Here is a 16919-nt window from a genome sequence, read left to right on the forward strand (position 1 = left end):
TCCGTAAAAAAGGAGATGATTTAAAAACCAACTTTTTCTAAATACAACCCCTCAGCTTCGGCCATACGACCTGTTTGAATTCTTTCCTTTGATTCAAGAATACTCGGTATTGCAGCCGCATCTTTTTCGCCTAATCCAACTTCAATTAGCGTTCCTACAATTTTTCTCACCATATTGTAAAGGAAGCCATTGCCTCGCACTTTGATTTCGATAAAGCCCTCATTTTCATTTATTTCAAGTGAGTATATTTCACGCACCATCGACTTTTTCTTAGATTTTGCGTTGGAATAGGAAGTAAAGTCATGCTTACCTAGAAAGAATTGAGATGCCATTCTCATTTTTTCAATATCAAGCTTCTCCTCCACATGCATACTGTACTTTCTCATAAAAGGATGTGTATATTGCTCGTTCCATATCTTATACAAATAGGTTTTATCTTTAGCATTATAGCGTGCATGAAATCGATCGTGGGTTAACGTAACATCTACAACGCTAATGTCATTTGGAAGGTATCTGTTTAAATATTGCATAACTTCATCTTCGGATGCATTTTTACGCATCTTAAAATTAGCGATTTGAGCAAGAGCATGTACACCTGCATCCGTTCTTCCAGATCCAATAATTTCAATCTTTTCTCCTGCCAGCTCTGTTAATACATTCTCAATTTTCCCTTGAATCGTATTGTCACTATTACTAAGTCGCTGCCACCCTTTGTAACGTCCACCATCATACTGAATGGTTAATTTATAATTGTTCATTGTTTTCTCCTTAGGTAATGTATTTCTCTATTATTAGATATTCCCTTCATAATGTACTTCATTGAGCTTCACAACTTCAAGTTTGATTATATTCCCATTCAATTTAAATGCCATTGAAAATTATTGATTCCTGTGGATATGTGAATAAGTGTTTGTAGATATGTTGATAATTATCTTTATATTTCGAAGTATGCGAAAGTGTATTATATTAACAAACGAATAACCCTACCTCATAAGAAGTAGGGCTAATGGAGAGAAATCACGAATGTTTGCTTAAGTATATGTACGCTACTTTACTTTCAATCTATTTGAGTGACAGTTATATTCGATATTCCTTAATATATGAATGAGATTATTGAAATAAGGTTTTACAATAAAATCTGTCGCTCCGTTTCTAATCGCATCTATAATAATTGACTTTTGCCCCATTGAGGAACACATAATCACTATTGCATTAGGATCAAATTTTTTAATTTCTATTAATGCGTTAATACCGTTGACTGTAGGCATTGTTATATCCATAAAAACAATATCTGGTAAGGACTTTTTATATTGGATGACAGCCTCTTCTCCATTGCTGGCTTCCGAGATAACTTTATAGTTCTCTTTGACTATCATTTTTTTTAAATAAGTTCTCATAAATAATGAATCGTCAGCAATTAATACAGTTTTTCTCAAGCTCGTCATCCCCTTTTCAACCTATATGCTAATTTTGACGGAATTCATAAAAAAAATGAATCACCTGTTGTTCCTATTCATATAGGAAGGTGTTCTTATTTCTATTATTCGAAGGGTTCCTATACTTTTAATAGAAGGCTATTTTCTAAAAGATTGTTGCTTTTATATGTAGGGTGATTTCCGCTCCTGGTACTCGCTTTCCGCGGGCGATCCGCAAGCCTCCTCAACGAAATGTGGAGGCGGCTTGCACAGAAACGAGAAAATTGGCCGACTAAAGCGCCACGTCCTGTGGCGGAGTCGGCACTAGCACGTCCTGTGCGTCGGAGACTCCGACAAAGAGGCGTATTTTGCCTCTGAAGGAGGAGTTGAAATTTCTCGAGTTTCTAGCCGCTGCAACTGGACAAGTCGCTATGTCACTGCGGGGTCTCGCCTGGCTCGCTATTCCCGCAGGACGTTGAATTACTTCCTCGAAGCTACACCGCACGAAGAAAATGCTTGCATTTTTGAGGATCTCGTACCATCCACTGCAATCACTGATTGGACAATAATATATCCCTTGCATAATCGGATCAAAAAGCAACAAAGTTTACGAAAATAGCCAAATAGAAATAAGGAAAAGGTAGTAATTGAGGTAGTAAAATCCAATTTTAATGGCTATTATAACAATAACCAAACAGGCAAAGTCCAAATTAAACATTTCCTATTTTGGTATATAGGCATCAATAGGGATTTCCTTAAAACCCCAAACTTTATTATATTTCTGCTTCACATAATTTTTAAGCTCTATTATTAATTGCTGTTCAGCAATAACTTTTTTCTTAAAAGTTCAGTTATTTAGAATTAGTGACATTTGGGAAGAAAAAATCGACAACTCGGATCGTTATCTGTAAGACCTACAAAAGAGAGAAAATAAAGAAAGTGAAGACTAAAAAATGGAGGAAACATAATGTCAACTCAAATCAAAATTACTCATACTTTCAACGCCCCGCGTGAACTAGTATTTAAGGCATTAACTGAATCAGAACACCTAAAGAACTGGTGGGGACCAAAAGGATGGGCATTCGAGGTTTCTAAATCAGATTTCAGTTCAGGCGGTGTCTTTCACTATAGCCAAAAACCTGCCGACGGCAACATAATGTGGGTTAAATTCTTATACAATGAAATTATTGCACCAGAGAAAATCATTTACACCAGTTTCTTTTCGGATGAAGAAGGAAACACTGTACGTGCACCATTTGACGCAAATTGGCCTATGCAAACTCTGAATTCCATCACGCTTACCGAAGACGCTGGAAAAACAACACTTACAATGATTGTGGCTCCTGTATCCCCTACTGAGGAAGAGATTAAAACCTTCGAAGATTCAAAAGAGATGGCTCAGGCAGGATATAGTGGAACCTTTAATCAATTAGAAGAATACTTAACAAAAATATAAACCGTTGAATATAACCAAAACAAAAACACCGGCAACCGGTGTTTTTATTACTTAAACTTTTCTTAAACAGTCCAACCAAAAGATTCAGTACAATCCCCACTAAACCATTTATGTTTATCAACTCTTCAATCATAGTTTGAGGGAATCTGAAACAAAAACTTAATTTTCTCCTAAATTTTTTACAGCAATCATCAAAGATTCTAGCTGCGGGCATTTCGAATGGATATAGTGCCCAAACATACAATCTTCAGACTGTCATTTTTTAAATGATGCTCTCTTTCCTACGATTACAACTTTACCGGAACTGCTAATTCAACAACCGCATCCATTGGATTTCCGTTTAATAACATTTCAATGACATACGTATCTTTATACTCAATTTCCGGATGATTGGGTAGTATTTCTCCAAAAAATTGGCGGATTAATTGGTCGAATAAATTTCGGCTTGGGCCTCCTTTTGCGGTAAGCACGACATAATCATTACCCGGCAGGACCAATTGTTCCGCATCTTCAGCGACTGTAGTTGTATTTGCTCCTGCGAAATAGGATAAGCTATCACTGCTAGTTGTCCCGACTGCATAACCAATTTTGTCTCTACTTCCAGCCATTAATTCACCGAATTTGCCACTTTTTGCGAGTGACCCGAAGTGTGCTGACTTTTGTTTTGATACTTCATCTACATTCTCCATTGTTGGGAGTGAAATGTTCGTACTATAGCCGGTTAATGTTAATTCACCCATATGTTTTATAGTTAAATTTGTCATATTATCATTCCTATTTTCTTAATTTATATCTATACTATAATCAACTAACCTTGACAGCAGTCTGTCATATATTTGGAGAAAGTTATGAAAATCGAACGATTAATTAGTATCATTATGATCTTATTAAAGCGAGAATTAGTCTCGGCAACAGAACTAGCTAAAACTTTTGAGGTAACTACAAGGACAATTTATCGCGATGTTGAAACGCTTAGCATGGCAAACATCCCTATATATACTGTTCCCGGACGAGATGGCGGAATTGGGCTCATGTCTACTTATAAGGTTGATAAAAAGCTACTAACCTCAAAAGATTTACAAAATATAATAAGTGCCTTAAATAGTGTCGAACAATTGATAGAAAGTCCGGAGATCAAATCGACTATGACGAAAATCCGTGCCATGCAAACAGAACAATTGAACGATAAGATGGATTTTTCCTTGCATTTTACAAACTGGCAAGGAACTGAGGAATTGAAGGCGGTAGCGGAGTCTTTACAAGCGGCAATCCGAGACCATTTAATCGTCAAATTCGACTATTACGATGTCAACGGCACACACACTTCCCGAAAAATTGAACCCTATCACTTGATGTTTAAAGGAGAACGCTGGTATTTACAAGGCTATAGTTATGAACGAGAGGATTTTCGTACCTTTCGATTAGCTCGCATGTCGAATATACAAATTACTAACGAAATATTTCATGCTCGAGATTATGTTCTTATAGACAAAATACCAAAAGAAAAGCTCCCTCCATTTTACCCAGTACGTTTGAAAGCGAATATGCGGGTTCGCGATATCATCATCGAACGCTTTGGCATTTCGGTGATTACACCGTGTGATGAAACAACATACTATGCAGACTTACAACTTCCTAATAATGAGAATGCCTACCGTTTTATATTACAGTTAGGTACGAATGCCCAAATTATTGAAGGTGGAATTTTTGAAAAAAAATTTCGTCATTATTTGCAAAAAGTCCTCAACCTATATGGTCTAAACCTTTAAATCCAAAATGTGGGAAAAATAAAGCCAATCTTTATTCTTGGTTTGAATAAAGATTGGATTTTTCATTTTGGAATTGAATTGTTTTCTTAGATTTAAATCATTTAGATAGAAACTACCTTTTCCATTCACAAATCATAAATAACTCATTTTCTTTTAAATGTGCAGTGAGAGTGCCACTCATTTTAATCATTAGACTTTTAGCAATGGCTAATCCTAAACCTGTGCTTTTTTCTGTTCTCGTTTTGTCTGCTTTGTAAAATCGGTCAAATAGATAATCGATCTCTTGTTCACTTAGCTGTTCAGCAGTGTTACTTATGATCAGTTGTACTGATGATGGAAGTTTTTCAAGTCGGATGGTAACATTTCCCTTTGAATGCTTAATTGCATTGACAACTAAGTTTTCTATCACTCTTTTCACTGCAGAGATGTCACCTATGATATCGATCTCTTCATCTGGAATTTGAAGAATAGGCTCAATGCCTTGCTGTTTGAATTGCTCATAAAAGAAGACCAAGACTTCTAAAAGCAATTGGTTCAATGTTATCTTTTCAGGCTTTAATGGATAATCGGCAGACTCTATGATGGATAATTCAAAAAAATCCTCTAGTAAGGCCTTTAATCTTAACGCACCACTTTTTACTACCTTCGTATACTCTGTTTTTTTCTCTATTGATAATTCTTCTGATTCTAAAAATTGAATATACCCTAGAATTGATGTCATGGGTGTACGAATATCATGCGAAATGTTAGCGATCGCTAGCTTTAATTCATTCTCTTTCCGTCGCTTTTCTGCGTTTGCTTTTTTGGTTACATCAATTTGATTGTTTATTTCTTTCACAAGCTTTTCAATATCCTTATCAAAAAAAGCAAGGTCAATTTTCTTTTCAGTTCGATTATTATTTAACTCGTGCAATTGCTTTTTAGCTCGTTTTATTTCCTTTTTTAACAAATAATAACGAGTGAGAACAAATACAGTTATGACTATTGAAGTGACTGCGATATAGACGATGATTCTCACCCGCTTTCATTCTTACTTAATTTCCTTCCTTTGAAACACAAAACTACCGATAAGTCCAAAAACAATAAAGGTTAAGATGGGTACCAGTATCAACTTAAGAAATTCACCGGACCCAAGATCAAGTTTTGTAATATCTAAATAGAGCTTAAACGCTGAATTATTAAAGATTGTTTCAAATAACGAAAACTGTTGACTCAACATATATAAAATACTGTCGAAAAGAATAAAAAATAAGATTAGAAATCCAATTGTTTTTCCACTATCAGTAAGTATTATTGCAGCTAACGCCATCATAGATGCAAATGCAGCTGCGTATAAAGCCGTTAATCCTAGCGTTCGAACGATAAAGCCTAAATCTGGCATGTCATTAAACCCAGATAAGATCGCTGAAACCCCAGTCATGACAATAGGGAATATCAGTGAAATAATGGCAGCACCTATCGAAAAGACAATTAATTTAGAGGAAAAGATACGAAATCTACTATTACCAGAAGCACCCATACTTTTCATTGTACCGATTGAATATTCGCTAGAAATAAAGAAACCTGCAAGAATACATGGAACTAATCGAACAATATAATTATTTCCTCCAAGAGCTGTAAATGTGTATAATTCACTCACGGATACTGGTTCCGCACCAAATACGCCATCATTAAAAAAGATTAGAAAGGGATAAAAAGCAGCAGATGCGGTTAGCCCAAAGACCAATGTCCAAAATGACCGATCCTTCCTCAGCTTAAATAACTCAAACTTCAATAGATTATCCATGCTGAACACCACCGATCCGATTAGTAAAATACGTTTCCAGGTCTTCACCCATCGGCATAAATTCCTCGATTAATAATCCTTTATCCGTGAGTATTTTTGAAACTTTACTTGGAACTTCAAGATGATTATAAAGCTTAATTGTCCCGTCAGGAAAAACATCATACTCAGTAGTTCCTAGAACCGTCTCAATGATGATCGCTGCTCTATCTGGATTATCCACTTTTATATGAATATACTGCTGACATTTTTCATTAAGTTCGTTTGCGGTTAATTGCTCTAACAATTCTCCTTTATGAATGATTCCGTAGTGGGTAGCAAGTAGATGAAGTTCACTTAAAATATGACTTGATATTAAGATTGTAATCCCATATTCATGATTGAGCTTCTTCAATAATTCTCTTATTTCTACAACACCCATAGGGTCAAGTCCATTAATCGGTTCATCGAGAATCAAGAATTCCGGCTCACCTAACAAAGCAATCCCAATCCCAAGTCTTTGTTTCATGCCCAATGAAAAATTCTTCGCTTTCTTTTTTCCAGTATCTTGGAGTCCAACAATTTCGAGTGTTTTTTCGATACATTCCTTCCCAGGAATCCCTTTTAATAGTCTATGTGCTTCTAGATTATCAGTTGCACTCAAATGCGGGTACAAAGCTGGACCTTCTATAATCGTCCCTATTCGTCGCCTTGCCTCAATAAGTTCCATTTCACTACTTTGTCCAAATAATTCAATCTTTCCCGTCGTCGGAAAAGCAAGACCCGTTACTAATCGTATTAACGTTGACTTACCTGCACCGTTTTGCCCAATAAATCCATAAATTGATCCTTTATTTATCGTAAGATTTACTTTATTAAGGGCAATTTGGTTTTTATAATGCTTTGATAAGCTATTCGTTCGAAGTACATATTCCACCATATCGTTTCCCTCCCTTATGTGATGCTTTAAGTATAGAAAGGAAATCATAAAAAAGAGTTAAGGAAAGTCTTAAGAAAGTCTTAAGTTTGCAATTTATATCCGACTCCCCAAACGGTCTCAATATAGTCTTCATTTGGATTTGCTTTCGAAAGTTTACTTCTGAGGTTACTCATATGAACACTTATCGTATTATCATCTCCGTAATATTTCTCATTCCACACACTCTCAAACAGATTAGCTTTCGTGAAGACTTTCTTAGGAGAGGACATAAGAAGTGTTAAAATGGCATATTCTCGTGCGGTAAAAAGAATCTCTTTTTCATTTACAATTACTGTTTGTGAGTCTGTATTGATTCTAATATCTTTATAGCTTAGCTCTTCTTTATGTGAAGCCTGATTTAAGCGTCGATATCTACGTAAATGAGAATCAATCCTCGCAGATACTTCTTCAATATCAAAAGGTTTTGTAATGTAATCATCTGCTCCAGTTCTTAATGCATCTATTTTTGTTTGCTTCTCACTCTTCGCTGATATAATCATGACAGGAACAGGAATTTGCTCACTTATTTTTTCAAGAAGCTCTTCCCCCGACATACCTGGTAGCATTAGATCTAGCAGCACCAAATCCCAAACCCGATTTTCCAAGTAAATCATCGCTTCTGTTCCAGAAAATGCGGACTGAGGCACATACCCACTCTTTCTTATAATGTCGCATAATAATTTATTGATATCATTGTCATCTTCAACAACTAAGATCTTTATTTCCTTCTCCATTTTATCGACACCTTACAATTATTTTTCATGTTTCTTATTTTATAACATACCGATAGTTATAAAAATAGGAACAGCCCCGTAATATGGAGATTTCACCTTTACTATTATAAGAATCCAAAATGGATTTTATCTAAAAAACACCTCTACTACTAAGTAGAGGCGTTATTTTTAGGTGTTATTTGAACGAATATAGATCTAGTTCCAATGTCAGTAAGAATTTGTATTGGTTTTGATTGGAAAAACCACCCTGGATACAAAATTTAATTAATTATCTTCTAACCTAACCATACACTTCACATCTTGATCATTAAAATACCATTCGACGCAATAGCCATTAGGATCAATGTCGGAATATGAAATTAGCTTTTCAAAAGCTGTTCCTATACCTTGTGGATCTTTTTTAAAGTTCAATACGGTAATGGTTCTGTAGTTACCACTTTTAATAATGAATGATTCAAATTCATTATTTTCCTCTGCATCTTTTTCTAATTTTTCTGCAGCTGCTTTGTACACAATCTTACCATTTTCCGGCCTCGATAAACCGAAGTACCTTCTTTCTTCCGAAAATGGAATCATTTTATGAAGTTTCTGATGAGCCTCCAAAACTCCATTTGGAAAAGACGTAGCAGTTATACAATATACGTTAATGTCTTTTTCAATAAAAATTGTTTCCATCCTATGTATTCTATCTCCTTTGACATAGTTTTTCTTCATATAGTTCAATTGAACAATCATATCCTTATTCGACTATCCTGTTAACATATTACTCAAAGCACAGTCTGTTTCAAGAACACGAACCTAGTCCTCAATCTCCCACGCAGGGTTCCAAACTACTTCCCACAAATGACCATCCGGATCCTGGAAATGACCAGAATATCCACCCCAAAAAGTGTCATGTGCTGGGTCTGTTATTGTTGCACCTGCTTTTTCAGCTTGCTCTAATACCTTATCTACTTCTTCTTTACTATTTACATTGTGACCAATTGTAAATTCAGTAGGACTTGCAGGAGCCTTTGTAACCTTTGCCTCATATGCAATATCTTCACGTTTCCAAATAGCAAGTTTCAAACCTGCTTGTAGGTCAAAAAAGGCGACAGCTCCATGCTCAAATTCTTTACCTATTATACCCTCTGTGGGTAGTCCCAACCCATCACGATAGAATTCTAATGCCTTTTCCAAATCATCTACACCTAATGTGATGACAGTGATTCTTGGCTTCATAAATGAATTCAACCTCCTCAGCTTATATTTTAATAGCCATGAAAAGCATCTTTTTTAATATTCTTTTTTGAAATACTACTATTTTGTAAGTAACTTGAGATTGAATCCACCATTGACTTCGGCCCTGCAATCAGATATTGACCATTGTTCTGATAAAGAGTAGATAACTTGTCTATCTCCTGATGTAAGTCATCCCTAGAGTCTAGATACGAGATACTTATTGAGTCATTGTTAGCATCAAGTTCATCTTTAAACATATACTTCTTTTCACTATCCATATAGAGTAGGTGTATTGGCTTCTTATTACCATTTCCTTCTGCCTCAATTTGTTTTATGATGGATCGAAACGGTGTGATTCCAATTCCTCCAGCAATTAAAACAGTAGGACGTTCATCGTTAACATTTAATGAACCTAAAGGACCAGACATACCGATTGTCATTCCCTGTTTTAATTCTAACATTGCCTTCTTAAATTCACTGGGGTTATCATTTATTTTCATCGTTAATTTTAAAACATTTTCACTTGGAGCAGCTGCTATTGTAAAAGGTTTAGTAGGATTTTTTACTTTTTTATGAGTAATACTAAACAATCCATGCTGCCCTGCTTTCCAGGTTAAATCTTTCTCCTTTTCAAATACAAAGGTATATACATCATCTGATTCTTTGTAGCTTTCTATAAATACTAATTGTCTCTTTTTAAATACCGCAATCATATCTTGAAAGAATCCCATTTTACTATCTCCTTTAAGCCTCACAGAAGCCCTCATACACTTTCTAAGGCTACCCTATATTTTTCTATTTCCTCCAGAGTGTTGTACAGTTTGCCTTGTCCTTAATATTAAATTCAATCATTTTCTCAAGTAGTGGGTAGTCTACCGAACTTTTCCAAGGAATACGTATAATCTCCTTTGTGTAATCATAGCCAGCATTTACAATGTCATCCTCTACATGAGTAATCGTTACACTTTCAGGAGCGACAGCTAAATGCTTTTTAGAAACGCTAAAACCAATAATATATGTGCCATGATCCGTAAACATCGGTTGATTCCACTTAATTTCTTTCTTTAAATTTGGATATTTATCTGTTATCCAAGTTAATATTTCTTCTGTTCTTTCTCTGTGGAAAGGGTCATCAATCCCCGCTAAAAATTCAGCAAAAACGTCCAAGTTATTCCCTCCTAAAATGAAAAAGATGGTGTTCAAAAGTTTCGGCTTACAATTCCTCTAACACTTTTTTAAGCTCTTCAATCTTATATGCCCAACCATACTTCGCACCATTGAATGCTTGAACATTCTCATTTTCAAATCCAGTCTGCTCAAGATGTAAGTAGGTGGTTTCCCCCTCTTGTTTTAACGTCCATGTGACTATTGTGTTTACCGGGCCACCTACCCATGTGTAGGACAATTTATTAGGCTCGTCCACCACCAATACTTCACTTTCTACAATTAAACCGATTTCCTCATTTTGAAACTGACATTTGTATCCGACTATTGGTTTAAAATTATTTTTCATTACCCATTGTGCGAGTGTATCGGAATTGGTTAAAGCTTCCCATACCTTTTTGATTGGACTCTTAAATTCAAAATCTAATGATAAATCTGCCATTCTCTATTCCTCCAAAATATTCTTTAGTAATAATGCTCTTTCATTCCAAAACTTTTCATAAAAGGCTAACCAATCTTTCACTTCCTGTAAGGGAGCTGGATTGAGTCGGTACTTTGTTTCTCTACCTACTTTACGATTAGTAACTAGATCTGCGTCTTTAAGGATAGCCAAATGTTTCGATACCGCTGTCCGACCCATTTGAAAATGAGGAGTTAGTTCGTGAAGAGGTAACTCTTCTGCACCTGCCAACAAACGTATTAATTTTCTTCTTGATGGATCTGCAATCGCGACAAAAACATCATGCTTTTGGTGAGTAGTGTTCAAAATCCTCCCCCCTTATTAAATGTAAATAACACTAATTGGTGTCCTAAATTATATGACACCAATTAGTGTCCAGTCAATATTTTTTTAAGATAAGAACATATGCTGAATCGGGTATTTTTTCAAGGTGTTCAATTTACAGTCAATTGTTCAACCCATATTAGGTTGTATTAGAATTAATTGAAAAATACTGTTTCAGACAATACAAAATAAAAAAGGACCATGCTTAATATCTAAACATGGTCCTTTGTAATAGTAGATAATATGTTTCATTTCATAACTTTGTTGTAAACTCTTCACTTTTTAAACGCCTATTGCAAATATATAATCACTCATTTTTTTTAGAGGAAATTTAGTAAAATGATATGTATTTGGCTGAAAGACCGGTGTACACTTATTCAAAGAGTTTATCACCATACGGGATACAGAGGTACAAATAGAACTGCAATCCATGAACTACTGAAAAGTTCAGGTATAAAGGTTTATAAACAAAAAAGTTATCCTAATCTATAACTCCTTTAAGATAACCTTTTTTACTCCCATTCTAGCCAATATACATCAACTTCTGATATTCGATAATTGCATTATCAAGTTTCCTACTCGTCTCAATCGTTTCTTTGTTTTGAAAGCCTTTTTCATTACATATTTCGATAAGCTCATCTTTCAACATCGTAATTTTTTCCTCAACATACTCATTAACAAGTACTTTTAACTCTAGTGAGAGTGAAAGATAAACAGAGTTATCTGGCCCCTTTTGAGAGTATATTTCGCTTAAGGTATTTCTAAGATGAAAGATTTCTATTAAGAGTTCCATATTTTCACTTTGAACATTCTCTTTTGTTTTCATCATACACTCCAATAATATTTTTTTATTATGGTTTTGGAATGGGTGATGATCAAAACCAGTAATACTCTAATCTGTGATGAAATATCTTCTAATTCCAAAACCTATAAGATAGTATCACAGTCTAATCTTGGAGGAAATACTAAAGCCAAAAGCAGAAATATTTTAAAAAGTCTATCGAAGTATTAATATAATACTTTTTCAATAGATGAAAACTATATGTTTGTTTAATCACTTGATAATCAAAGATTTTCTTCCTTTTCCGCCTTTAAAATTACAGAACTTCATTTTATTAATATAATAGTAAAGGGAAAAGTAATACAATTTTAAAAACTTAGATAACCTGGGTTTATAGTCGCAACAACGGAATTCATTCAAAAATGATGTTTTCGCAAACTTTGTTGTTTTTATATCGCGAGAAAAGCGTGAGACTTGAGACCCCGCAGGAGCAGCAGAGACGAGGAGGCTCAAGCCACGCCCACGGAAAGCGTCCACTCCGAAGCGGAAGTCAACAATCAACTAGGTGATAATTAAATTTTGAACAAATTCTTGTCAGCAGAAGTTATTGTTCAAGTATAGCTTTGATTTTTTTCAAATCTTTCATGTTTGCTCTTCTCATCATTGTTGTCATGAAAAGGGATATTATCTTATTAAAGCCAGTTGGTTTACCTTTATTTTGTAAAGTCATTCGAGTATGATTTTCATCGATGGCTTGCCATGTATAGATTGTCTCCATAGGAAATGGGCCATTTGCTGTTTTCATCACAAATTTCTCCTCGGGTATAAATTCTACAATTTCATACACATAGGCAAGTTCCCTTCCAAGAAAGTTCGCTTTAAAAGCAATTTGTGAACCAAGTTTGAGCGGTTTGGGTGTCTTCCATTCTATAGACTGTATATTTACATACCATTCTGGAGCATGATCAGGATTCATTGCATATTCTGATACTTGTGAAATGGGGCGATTTATTATGATTTCTGTTAAAACATCTACCATTTTGTCCTCCTAACATTACTTAGCTTCAACGTATTTTTTTAGTAATGTGCCAAGTAGGTATTCCCATCCTTTAGTGTGATCATGTTCCCAATTCTCATGAATGACACCAGAAGCTGTATGGGATAATTGAAGCAAGGTTCCCCCCTCTTTCTCAAGCAGACGATACGTATAAGCACTATTTACCGCACCTTGCATACCGAGATGTCCATGTAATCGAATTTCTTCTGGAGCATTTACATAATACACGTTCCCCCAAATCGCACCTTCTTTTTCACCCCATTTTTCAATAAATTGTCCACCTGGGACAGGATTAAATGTAAAGTGGGAAGTTACACCCTTTGGAGCTAAACGAAATTCCCACCAATCTTCTACCTTTTCAGTTAATGCAGTAAATACCTTTTCTCGAGGTGCATTAATAAATAACTCCTGTTCAATACGAAAATCCCTTGAGGTTTCCATTCTTCCAGTTCCTCCTTTTTCTTGTACTGCCGTCCGTAAATTTAATAGCGAGTTAGCAGTAGATTCCATGTATTTTTCAACCCAGCGGTTATGCATTTCTTGAAGAGGAACAGTATTAAGAAAGTTCCTTTTATATTTTCCTTCACGTCTTACTACTACCAAATTCCCTTCCTCTAATATCTTTAAATGTTTCATAATGGCATATCTAGTGACTTCAGGAAAGTGGTCATCTAGTTCTCCAGTAGTTTTTGGAGATACCTTTAAAAGATCGAGAATTTTCCTTCGGATCGGATGTCCCAATGCTTTGAATATGGTTGATAGTTCTTCACTCATTACATCGACCCTTTCTTTCTATAAATTTATTTCACATGTGACAAAAAGGTAACATATTGATAATGTGACCTAATGGTAACATGTCGATCATCCCTGGTCAAGAATACCTATAAAAAATCAAAAAAGAGAACAAAGCATAGTTTGTCCTCTTCTTTGAAAAGTTACAAAAGTAGTCCGTGAATTTTTAGATTTTTGTCTAAAATATAAAAGCCTGTGAATTTAAAGACAAAATTTCACAGGCTTTTTCATTATAGAAGATTGTTTTATCCCAACCTCTACCTTTATAGAGATAACTTACATTTATTCAAATACAGCTACTAAGCGCCCTTTTACCTCATGATTTTTGAGTTTTTCAATCCCTTTGTCGACTTCTTCAAACGGGATTGTGATAAGAGCTGGACTCATTTTTCCAGTAGCAAAGCAATCATATACACCTTTTAAGTCTTCTACTGATCCACCATTGCTTCCTAATAGCTTAATTTCTTTTGTAATCATTAGGTACGTATTGATAGTAGATTCTAATTTACCCATACCAACAATAACAACTGTTCCTTTTGGTCTTACAGCTTCCAGTGCGTCAGAAGTTGTTTGTCCAAAACCAGCAAAGTCAACAATAACATCACATTCTGCTTCTTTCATATCTAAAACAGTATCGTAAACTTTATTAGCTCCTAGTTCTTCAGCAAGTTTTCGAGCTTCTGGAGATACATCTGTTGCGTATACTTCGCAACCTTTAATCAATGCCATTTGTAGAGCAAATTGACCAAGACCACCGATACCGATGATTCCTAGTTTTGTACCTTCTTTAGCTTGTCCAATACTGAAAAGAGCGCGATACGCTGTGATCCCTGCATCTGTTGAAGCTGCTCCTTCTACATAGGAAACGCCTTCAGGAATGATTACGCATTGATCTGCAGGAACACGTACTTTTTCTGCATACCCGCCGTCATAGTTATACCCGGCAGTTACTTTTGTTTCTCTATTCATTGGGTTAGCCCCAACACGGTCTCCAACTTTAAACCCTTCTACACCTTCACCCACTTCAATAACAACCCCAGCAAACTCATGCCCCATAATAACAGGACCATTTGGGAAAAGTGGCATCCAACCTGGATCTTGTAATGCTGCAACGTCTGAATGGCATAGACCAGCAGCTTTCACGTCTATTACAACGTGACCAGGAATCGCTTTCGGATCTTCTTTTTCAATCAATTCTAGTGGTTTATTTGTACCTGAAAATAGCCAACCTCTCATACTATCTCCTCCAAATTGTTCAAATCTTATTTTTTGTAATTCCCCTAATAATTCTTGCTACATATATAGTTTACTAGGTTTCTCTTGCTATAAACCATCCTTAATGTTTGCTATAATGTTGAGGAAACCAACACTTTCATCAAATCTGTCTAATAGGAGAGGAATATGATGAAATCCAATTCCAACCAGGCGATGCGGACAAAAAATTTCTTAAAAAAGGCATTTATTGAAATGGTACATAAAAAGGGATTTAGTGCCGTTACGGTGAAGGACATCGTTGATCATGCGCAATATAATCGAACAACCTATTATGTGTATTATCAAAACATATATGATCTTGTCGAAGAGTTAATGGATGAAATGTTTGAAGCCATTCAGTATTACAGCATGTCTAAATACCAAAGCGATAGTCGGGTTAAAGTAGAAGAGCTAACAACAAACTCCTTCGACTTGTTGTATTATATCTACGATCACCGTGATTACTTCACATTATTACTTTTAGAAGATACCTTGCCACACATTCACCAGCAACTGCCTGAAGCGATCTTTAATTTATTGAAAAATAAATTTGATATTCTATACGATGTGTCTTCTGTTGATGATTACCACCAAAAGCGTTATATGGCATATGGTACAGCAGGGTTAATTATGGACTGGATTGCGCAGGATTTTGATGTGACACCCGGTGAAATGACAGAGCGTCTCATACGTATTTTAAATACCTTTGCAAGAGGGTTTGTAATAAAAGAAATCGACACTTAAATAACTTTAGAAATATATATTTCTAATGTTGCGTAAATAGGTAATTATAATTAAATGTATTCTTAATGAGGACATTATAAAAAAACCATCGCCCGAACAACTAGGGGATGGTTTTTCTGCTTTTTTCGATACCGTTTTTAATAATTGGTTCTTTATTTCCGACTTTGTATTAATTCTTCTTTAATTCTTTTAAACTCCTCACTCGTGATTTCACCGTGAACAAATCGAGTTTCTAGAATAGTGATTGGATCTGTAGCACCGTATTGAAAAGATCTTCTTTTACGCATAAATATAACAAAAACTGTAATGATGAAGGCAATAAATAATAATTTAAAGATAATAAAACCAACAAAATGCATAACTACCTACTCCCTTTATTGTATTTTTTACGATTTCCCCATGGTTTGAATTTTGAAATGACAAATAGAAAAACTAACGTAATAATTTGTAAAACTATACCTGTCCATAAATCGAGATTGGCTAAAGTGGATTGCGTTTCTAGCCCTCCCTCAACCATATTTTCTAAAGCTTCTAGTGTCCAAGAATACATCCCCCAGAGGTTTATTCCAATGAGCAGTACGGTTAGAATTTCCTTTACAATAATCCACCAATATTTGAATAAGCCATAATGGGTACCGACAGAAAGAATAATTCCGGTTACTGTTGCCCCGATAGTAGAGGCTTTGATTGAAGTATCAGAAAGGATGTTCATAATCTTATAACAGCTTGTTATCAGAAAAGGATCAGATGTTGTTAGGACGGTTATATTTAAAATTACAAATGTAGCCATATTGCCTACCATTATTGCAGAAAACAGGATATGAGGGATTAATATCCATTTTCTAGCTGTTTTCGTTAACTTCAATATGTCACCTCCTTACCTTTTTCACTATATCAGGTATAAATAAACAGGCTCTTACACATATATAAACTTTTTATAAACGATCAATAAACAATGGTGAAAATGCAAAAACCACCACCCAATTGTATTAAATGAGTGGTGGTTA

Annotated in this window: 22 protein-coding genes; 3 read left to right on the forward strand and 19 right to left on the reverse strand. The window is 35.2% G+C overall.

All coding sequences use genetic code 11. The features are described 5' to 3' along the window. Nucleotides 1-20 precede the first annotated feature (20 nt). Both truA and AC6CHV_RS10400 read right to left on the reverse strand, forming a co-directional pair. Nucleotides 21-758 (reverse strand): tRNA pseudouridine(38-40) synthase TruA, encoded by a 738-nt coding sequence (gene truA / locus AC6CHV_RS10395; RefSeq protein ID WP_440272601.1) that lies wholly within the window; start codon nucleotides 756-758, stop codon nucleotides 21-23. 288 nt (nucleotides 759-1046) lie between these two features. Beyond that, nucleotides 1047-1445, reverse strand: a complete 399-nt coding sequence (locus AC6CHV_RS10400) for a response regulator (protein ID WP_440272602.1) — start codon at nucleotides 1443-1445, stop codon at nucleotides 1047-1049. A 937-nt stretch (nucleotides 1446-2382) separates the two neighbouring features. Between AC6CHV_RS10400 and AC6CHV_RS10405 the strand changes: the two genes are divergently transcribed. Further along, the gene (locus AC6CHV_RS10405; RefSeq protein WP_341330008.1) at nucleotides 2383-2871 is read left to right on the forward strand and encodes an SRPBCC domain-containing protein; all 489 of its coding nucleotides are present in this window, start codon (nucleotides 2383-2385) and stop codon (nucleotides 2869-2871) included. A 287-nt stretch (nucleotides 2872-3158) separates the two neighbouring features. On the opposite strand, the gene AC6CHV_RS10410 is transcribed toward AC6CHV_RS10405, so the two are convergent. Further along, nucleotides 3159-3635 carry an effector binding domain-containing protein gene (locus tag AC6CHV_RS10410; RefSeq protein ID WP_498078839.1) on the reverse strand — a complete coding sequence of 159 codons (477 nt, stop codon included), beginning with the start codon at nucleotides 3633-3635 and terminating at the stop codon, nucleotides 3159-3161. 84 nt (nucleotides 3636-3719) lie between these two features. Between AC6CHV_RS10410 and AC6CHV_RS10415 the strand changes: the two genes are divergently transcribed. After that, nucleotides 3720-4640, forward strand: coding sequence for a WYL domain-containing protein (locus tag AC6CHV_RS10415; protein ID WP_498078840.1), 921 nt, complete (start codon nucleotides 3720-3722; stop codon nucleotides 4638-4640). A 112-nt stretch (nucleotides 4641-4752) separates the two neighbouring features. On the opposite strand, the gene AC6CHV_RS10420 is transcribed toward AC6CHV_RS10415, so the two are convergent. The 14 genes from AC6CHV_RS10420 to AC6CHV_RS10485 all read right to left on the reverse strand — a co-directional run bounded on the left by AC6CHV_RS10420 (nucleotide 4753) and on the right by AC6CHV_RS10485 (nucleotide 15150). Further along, nucleotides 4753-5658, reverse strand: a complete 906-nt coding sequence (locus AC6CHV_RS10420; RefSeq protein ID WP_498078841.1) for an ATP-binding protein — start codon at nucleotides 5656-5658, stop codon at nucleotides 4753-4755. A 12-nt stretch (nucleotides 5659-5670) separates the two neighbouring features. Continuing rightward, entirely contained in the window at nucleotides 5671-6426 is a 756-nt protein-coding gene (locus tag AC6CHV_RS10425) for an ABC transporter permease (protein ID WP_498078842.1), read from the reverse strand. Further along, nucleotides 6419-7342: an ATP-binding cassette domain-containing protein gene (locus AC6CHV_RS10430; protein ID WP_498078843.1), complete on the reverse strand. Its 924-nt coding sequence runs from the start codon at nucleotides 7340-7342 to the stop codon at nucleotides 6419-6421. Before AC6CHV_RS10430 ends, AC6CHV_RS10425 begins: the two co-directional genes overlap by 8 nt. An 80-nt stretch (nucleotides 7343-7422) precedes the next feature. Beyond that, nucleotides 7423-8115 (reverse strand): winged helix-turn-helix domain-containing protein, encoded by a 693-nt coding sequence (locus tag AC6CHV_RS10435; protein ID WP_498078844.1) that lies wholly within the window; start codon nucleotides 8113-8115, stop codon nucleotides 7423-7425. 264 nt (nucleotides 8116-8379) lie between these two features. Next, on the reverse strand, nucleotides 8380-8790 hold the full coding sequence (locus tag AC6CHV_RS10440; RefSeq protein WP_498078845.1) for a transcriptional regulator: 411 nt from the start codon (nucleotides 8788-8790) through the stop codon (nucleotides 8380-8382). A 123-nt stretch (nucleotides 8791-8913) separates the two neighbouring features. Then, complete coding sequence (locus AC6CHV_RS10445) at nucleotides 8914-9336, reverse strand: VOC family protein (protein WP_498078846.1); 423 nt, start codon at nucleotides 9334-9336, stop codon at nucleotides 8914-8916. Between the two features lie 29 nt (nucleotides 9337-9365). Next, on the reverse strand, nucleotides 9366-10067 hold the full coding sequence (locus AC6CHV_RS10450) for an FAD-dependent oxidoreductase (RefSeq protein ID WP_498078847.1): 702 nt from the start codon (nucleotides 10065-10067) through the stop codon (nucleotides 9366-9368). Between the two features lie 64 nt (nucleotides 10068-10131). Then, nucleotides 10132-10503, reverse strand: coding sequence for a DUF1801 domain-containing protein (locus AC6CHV_RS10455; protein ID WP_498078848.1), 372 nt, complete (start codon nucleotides 10501-10503; stop codon nucleotides 10132-10134). 46 nt (nucleotides 10504-10549) lie between these two features. Beyond that, complete coding sequence (locus AC6CHV_RS10460; RefSeq protein ID WP_498078849.1) at nucleotides 10550-10942, reverse strand: SRPBCC domain-containing protein; 393 nt, start codon at nucleotides 10940-10942, stop codon at nucleotides 10550-10552. 3 nt (nucleotides 10943-10945) lie between these two features. Beyond that, nucleotides 10946-11266: a metalloregulator ArsR/SmtB family transcription factor gene (locus tag AC6CHV_RS10465; RefSeq protein ID WP_498078850.1), complete on the reverse strand. Its 321-nt coding sequence runs from the start codon at nucleotides 11264-11266 to the stop codon at nucleotides 10946-10948. A 541-nt stretch (nucleotides 11267-11807) separates the two neighbouring features. Further along, nucleotides 11808-12110 (reverse strand): Spo0E family sporulation regulatory protein-aspartic acid phosphatase, encoded by a 303-nt coding sequence (locus AC6CHV_RS10470; RefSeq protein ID WP_498078851.1) that lies wholly within the window; start codon nucleotides 12108-12110, stop codon nucleotides 11808-11810. A 559-nt stretch (nucleotides 12111-12669) separates the two neighbouring features. Then, nucleotides 12670-13104: an SRPBCC family protein gene (locus AC6CHV_RS10475; protein ID WP_498078852.1), complete on the reverse strand. Its 435-nt coding sequence runs from the start codon at nucleotides 13102-13104 to the stop codon at nucleotides 12670-12672. Nucleotides 13105-13119: 15 nt separating this feature from the next. Beyond that, complete coding sequence (locus tag AC6CHV_RS10480; RefSeq protein WP_498078853.1) at nucleotides 13120-13896, reverse strand: SRPBCC domain-containing protein; 777 nt, start codon at nucleotides 13894-13896, stop codon at nucleotides 13120-13122. 300 nt (nucleotides 13897-14196) lie between these two features. Further along, a complete protein-coding gene (locus tag AC6CHV_RS10485; protein WP_498078854.1) occupies nucleotides 14197-15150 on the reverse strand; it encodes a zinc-binding dehydrogenase in 954 nt (317 codons plus the stop codon). A 165-nt stretch (nucleotides 15151-15315) separates the two neighbouring features. On the opposite strand from AC6CHV_RS10485, the gene AC6CHV_RS10490 reads away from it, so the two are divergent. Beyond that, nucleotides 15316-15912: a TetR/AcrR family transcriptional regulator C-terminal domain-containing protein gene (locus tag AC6CHV_RS10490; protein ID WP_498078855.1), complete on the forward strand. Its 597-nt coding sequence runs from the start codon at nucleotides 15316-15318 to the stop codon at nucleotides 15910-15912. A 152-nt stretch (nucleotides 15913-16064) separates the two neighbouring features. Here AC6CHV_RS10490 and AC6CHV_RS10495 read toward each other — a convergent pair whose 3' ends face one another. Together AC6CHV_RS10495 and AC6CHV_RS10500 are read right to left on the reverse strand one after the other, a co-directional pair. Further along, nucleotides 16065-16271, reverse strand: coding sequence for an SHOCT domain-containing protein (locus tag AC6CHV_RS10495; RefSeq protein WP_498078856.1), 207 nt, complete (start codon nucleotides 16269-16271; stop codon nucleotides 16065-16067). A gap of 2 nt (nucleotides 16272-16273) precedes the next feature. Next, a complete protein-coding gene (locus AC6CHV_RS10500; protein WP_498078857.1) occupies nucleotides 16274-16777 on the reverse strand; it encodes a hypothetical protein in 504 nt (167 codons plus the stop codon). Nucleotides 16778-16919 lie beyond the last annotated feature (142 nt).

This window comes from Ferdinandcohnia sp. GQ5, assembly GCF_059759275.1.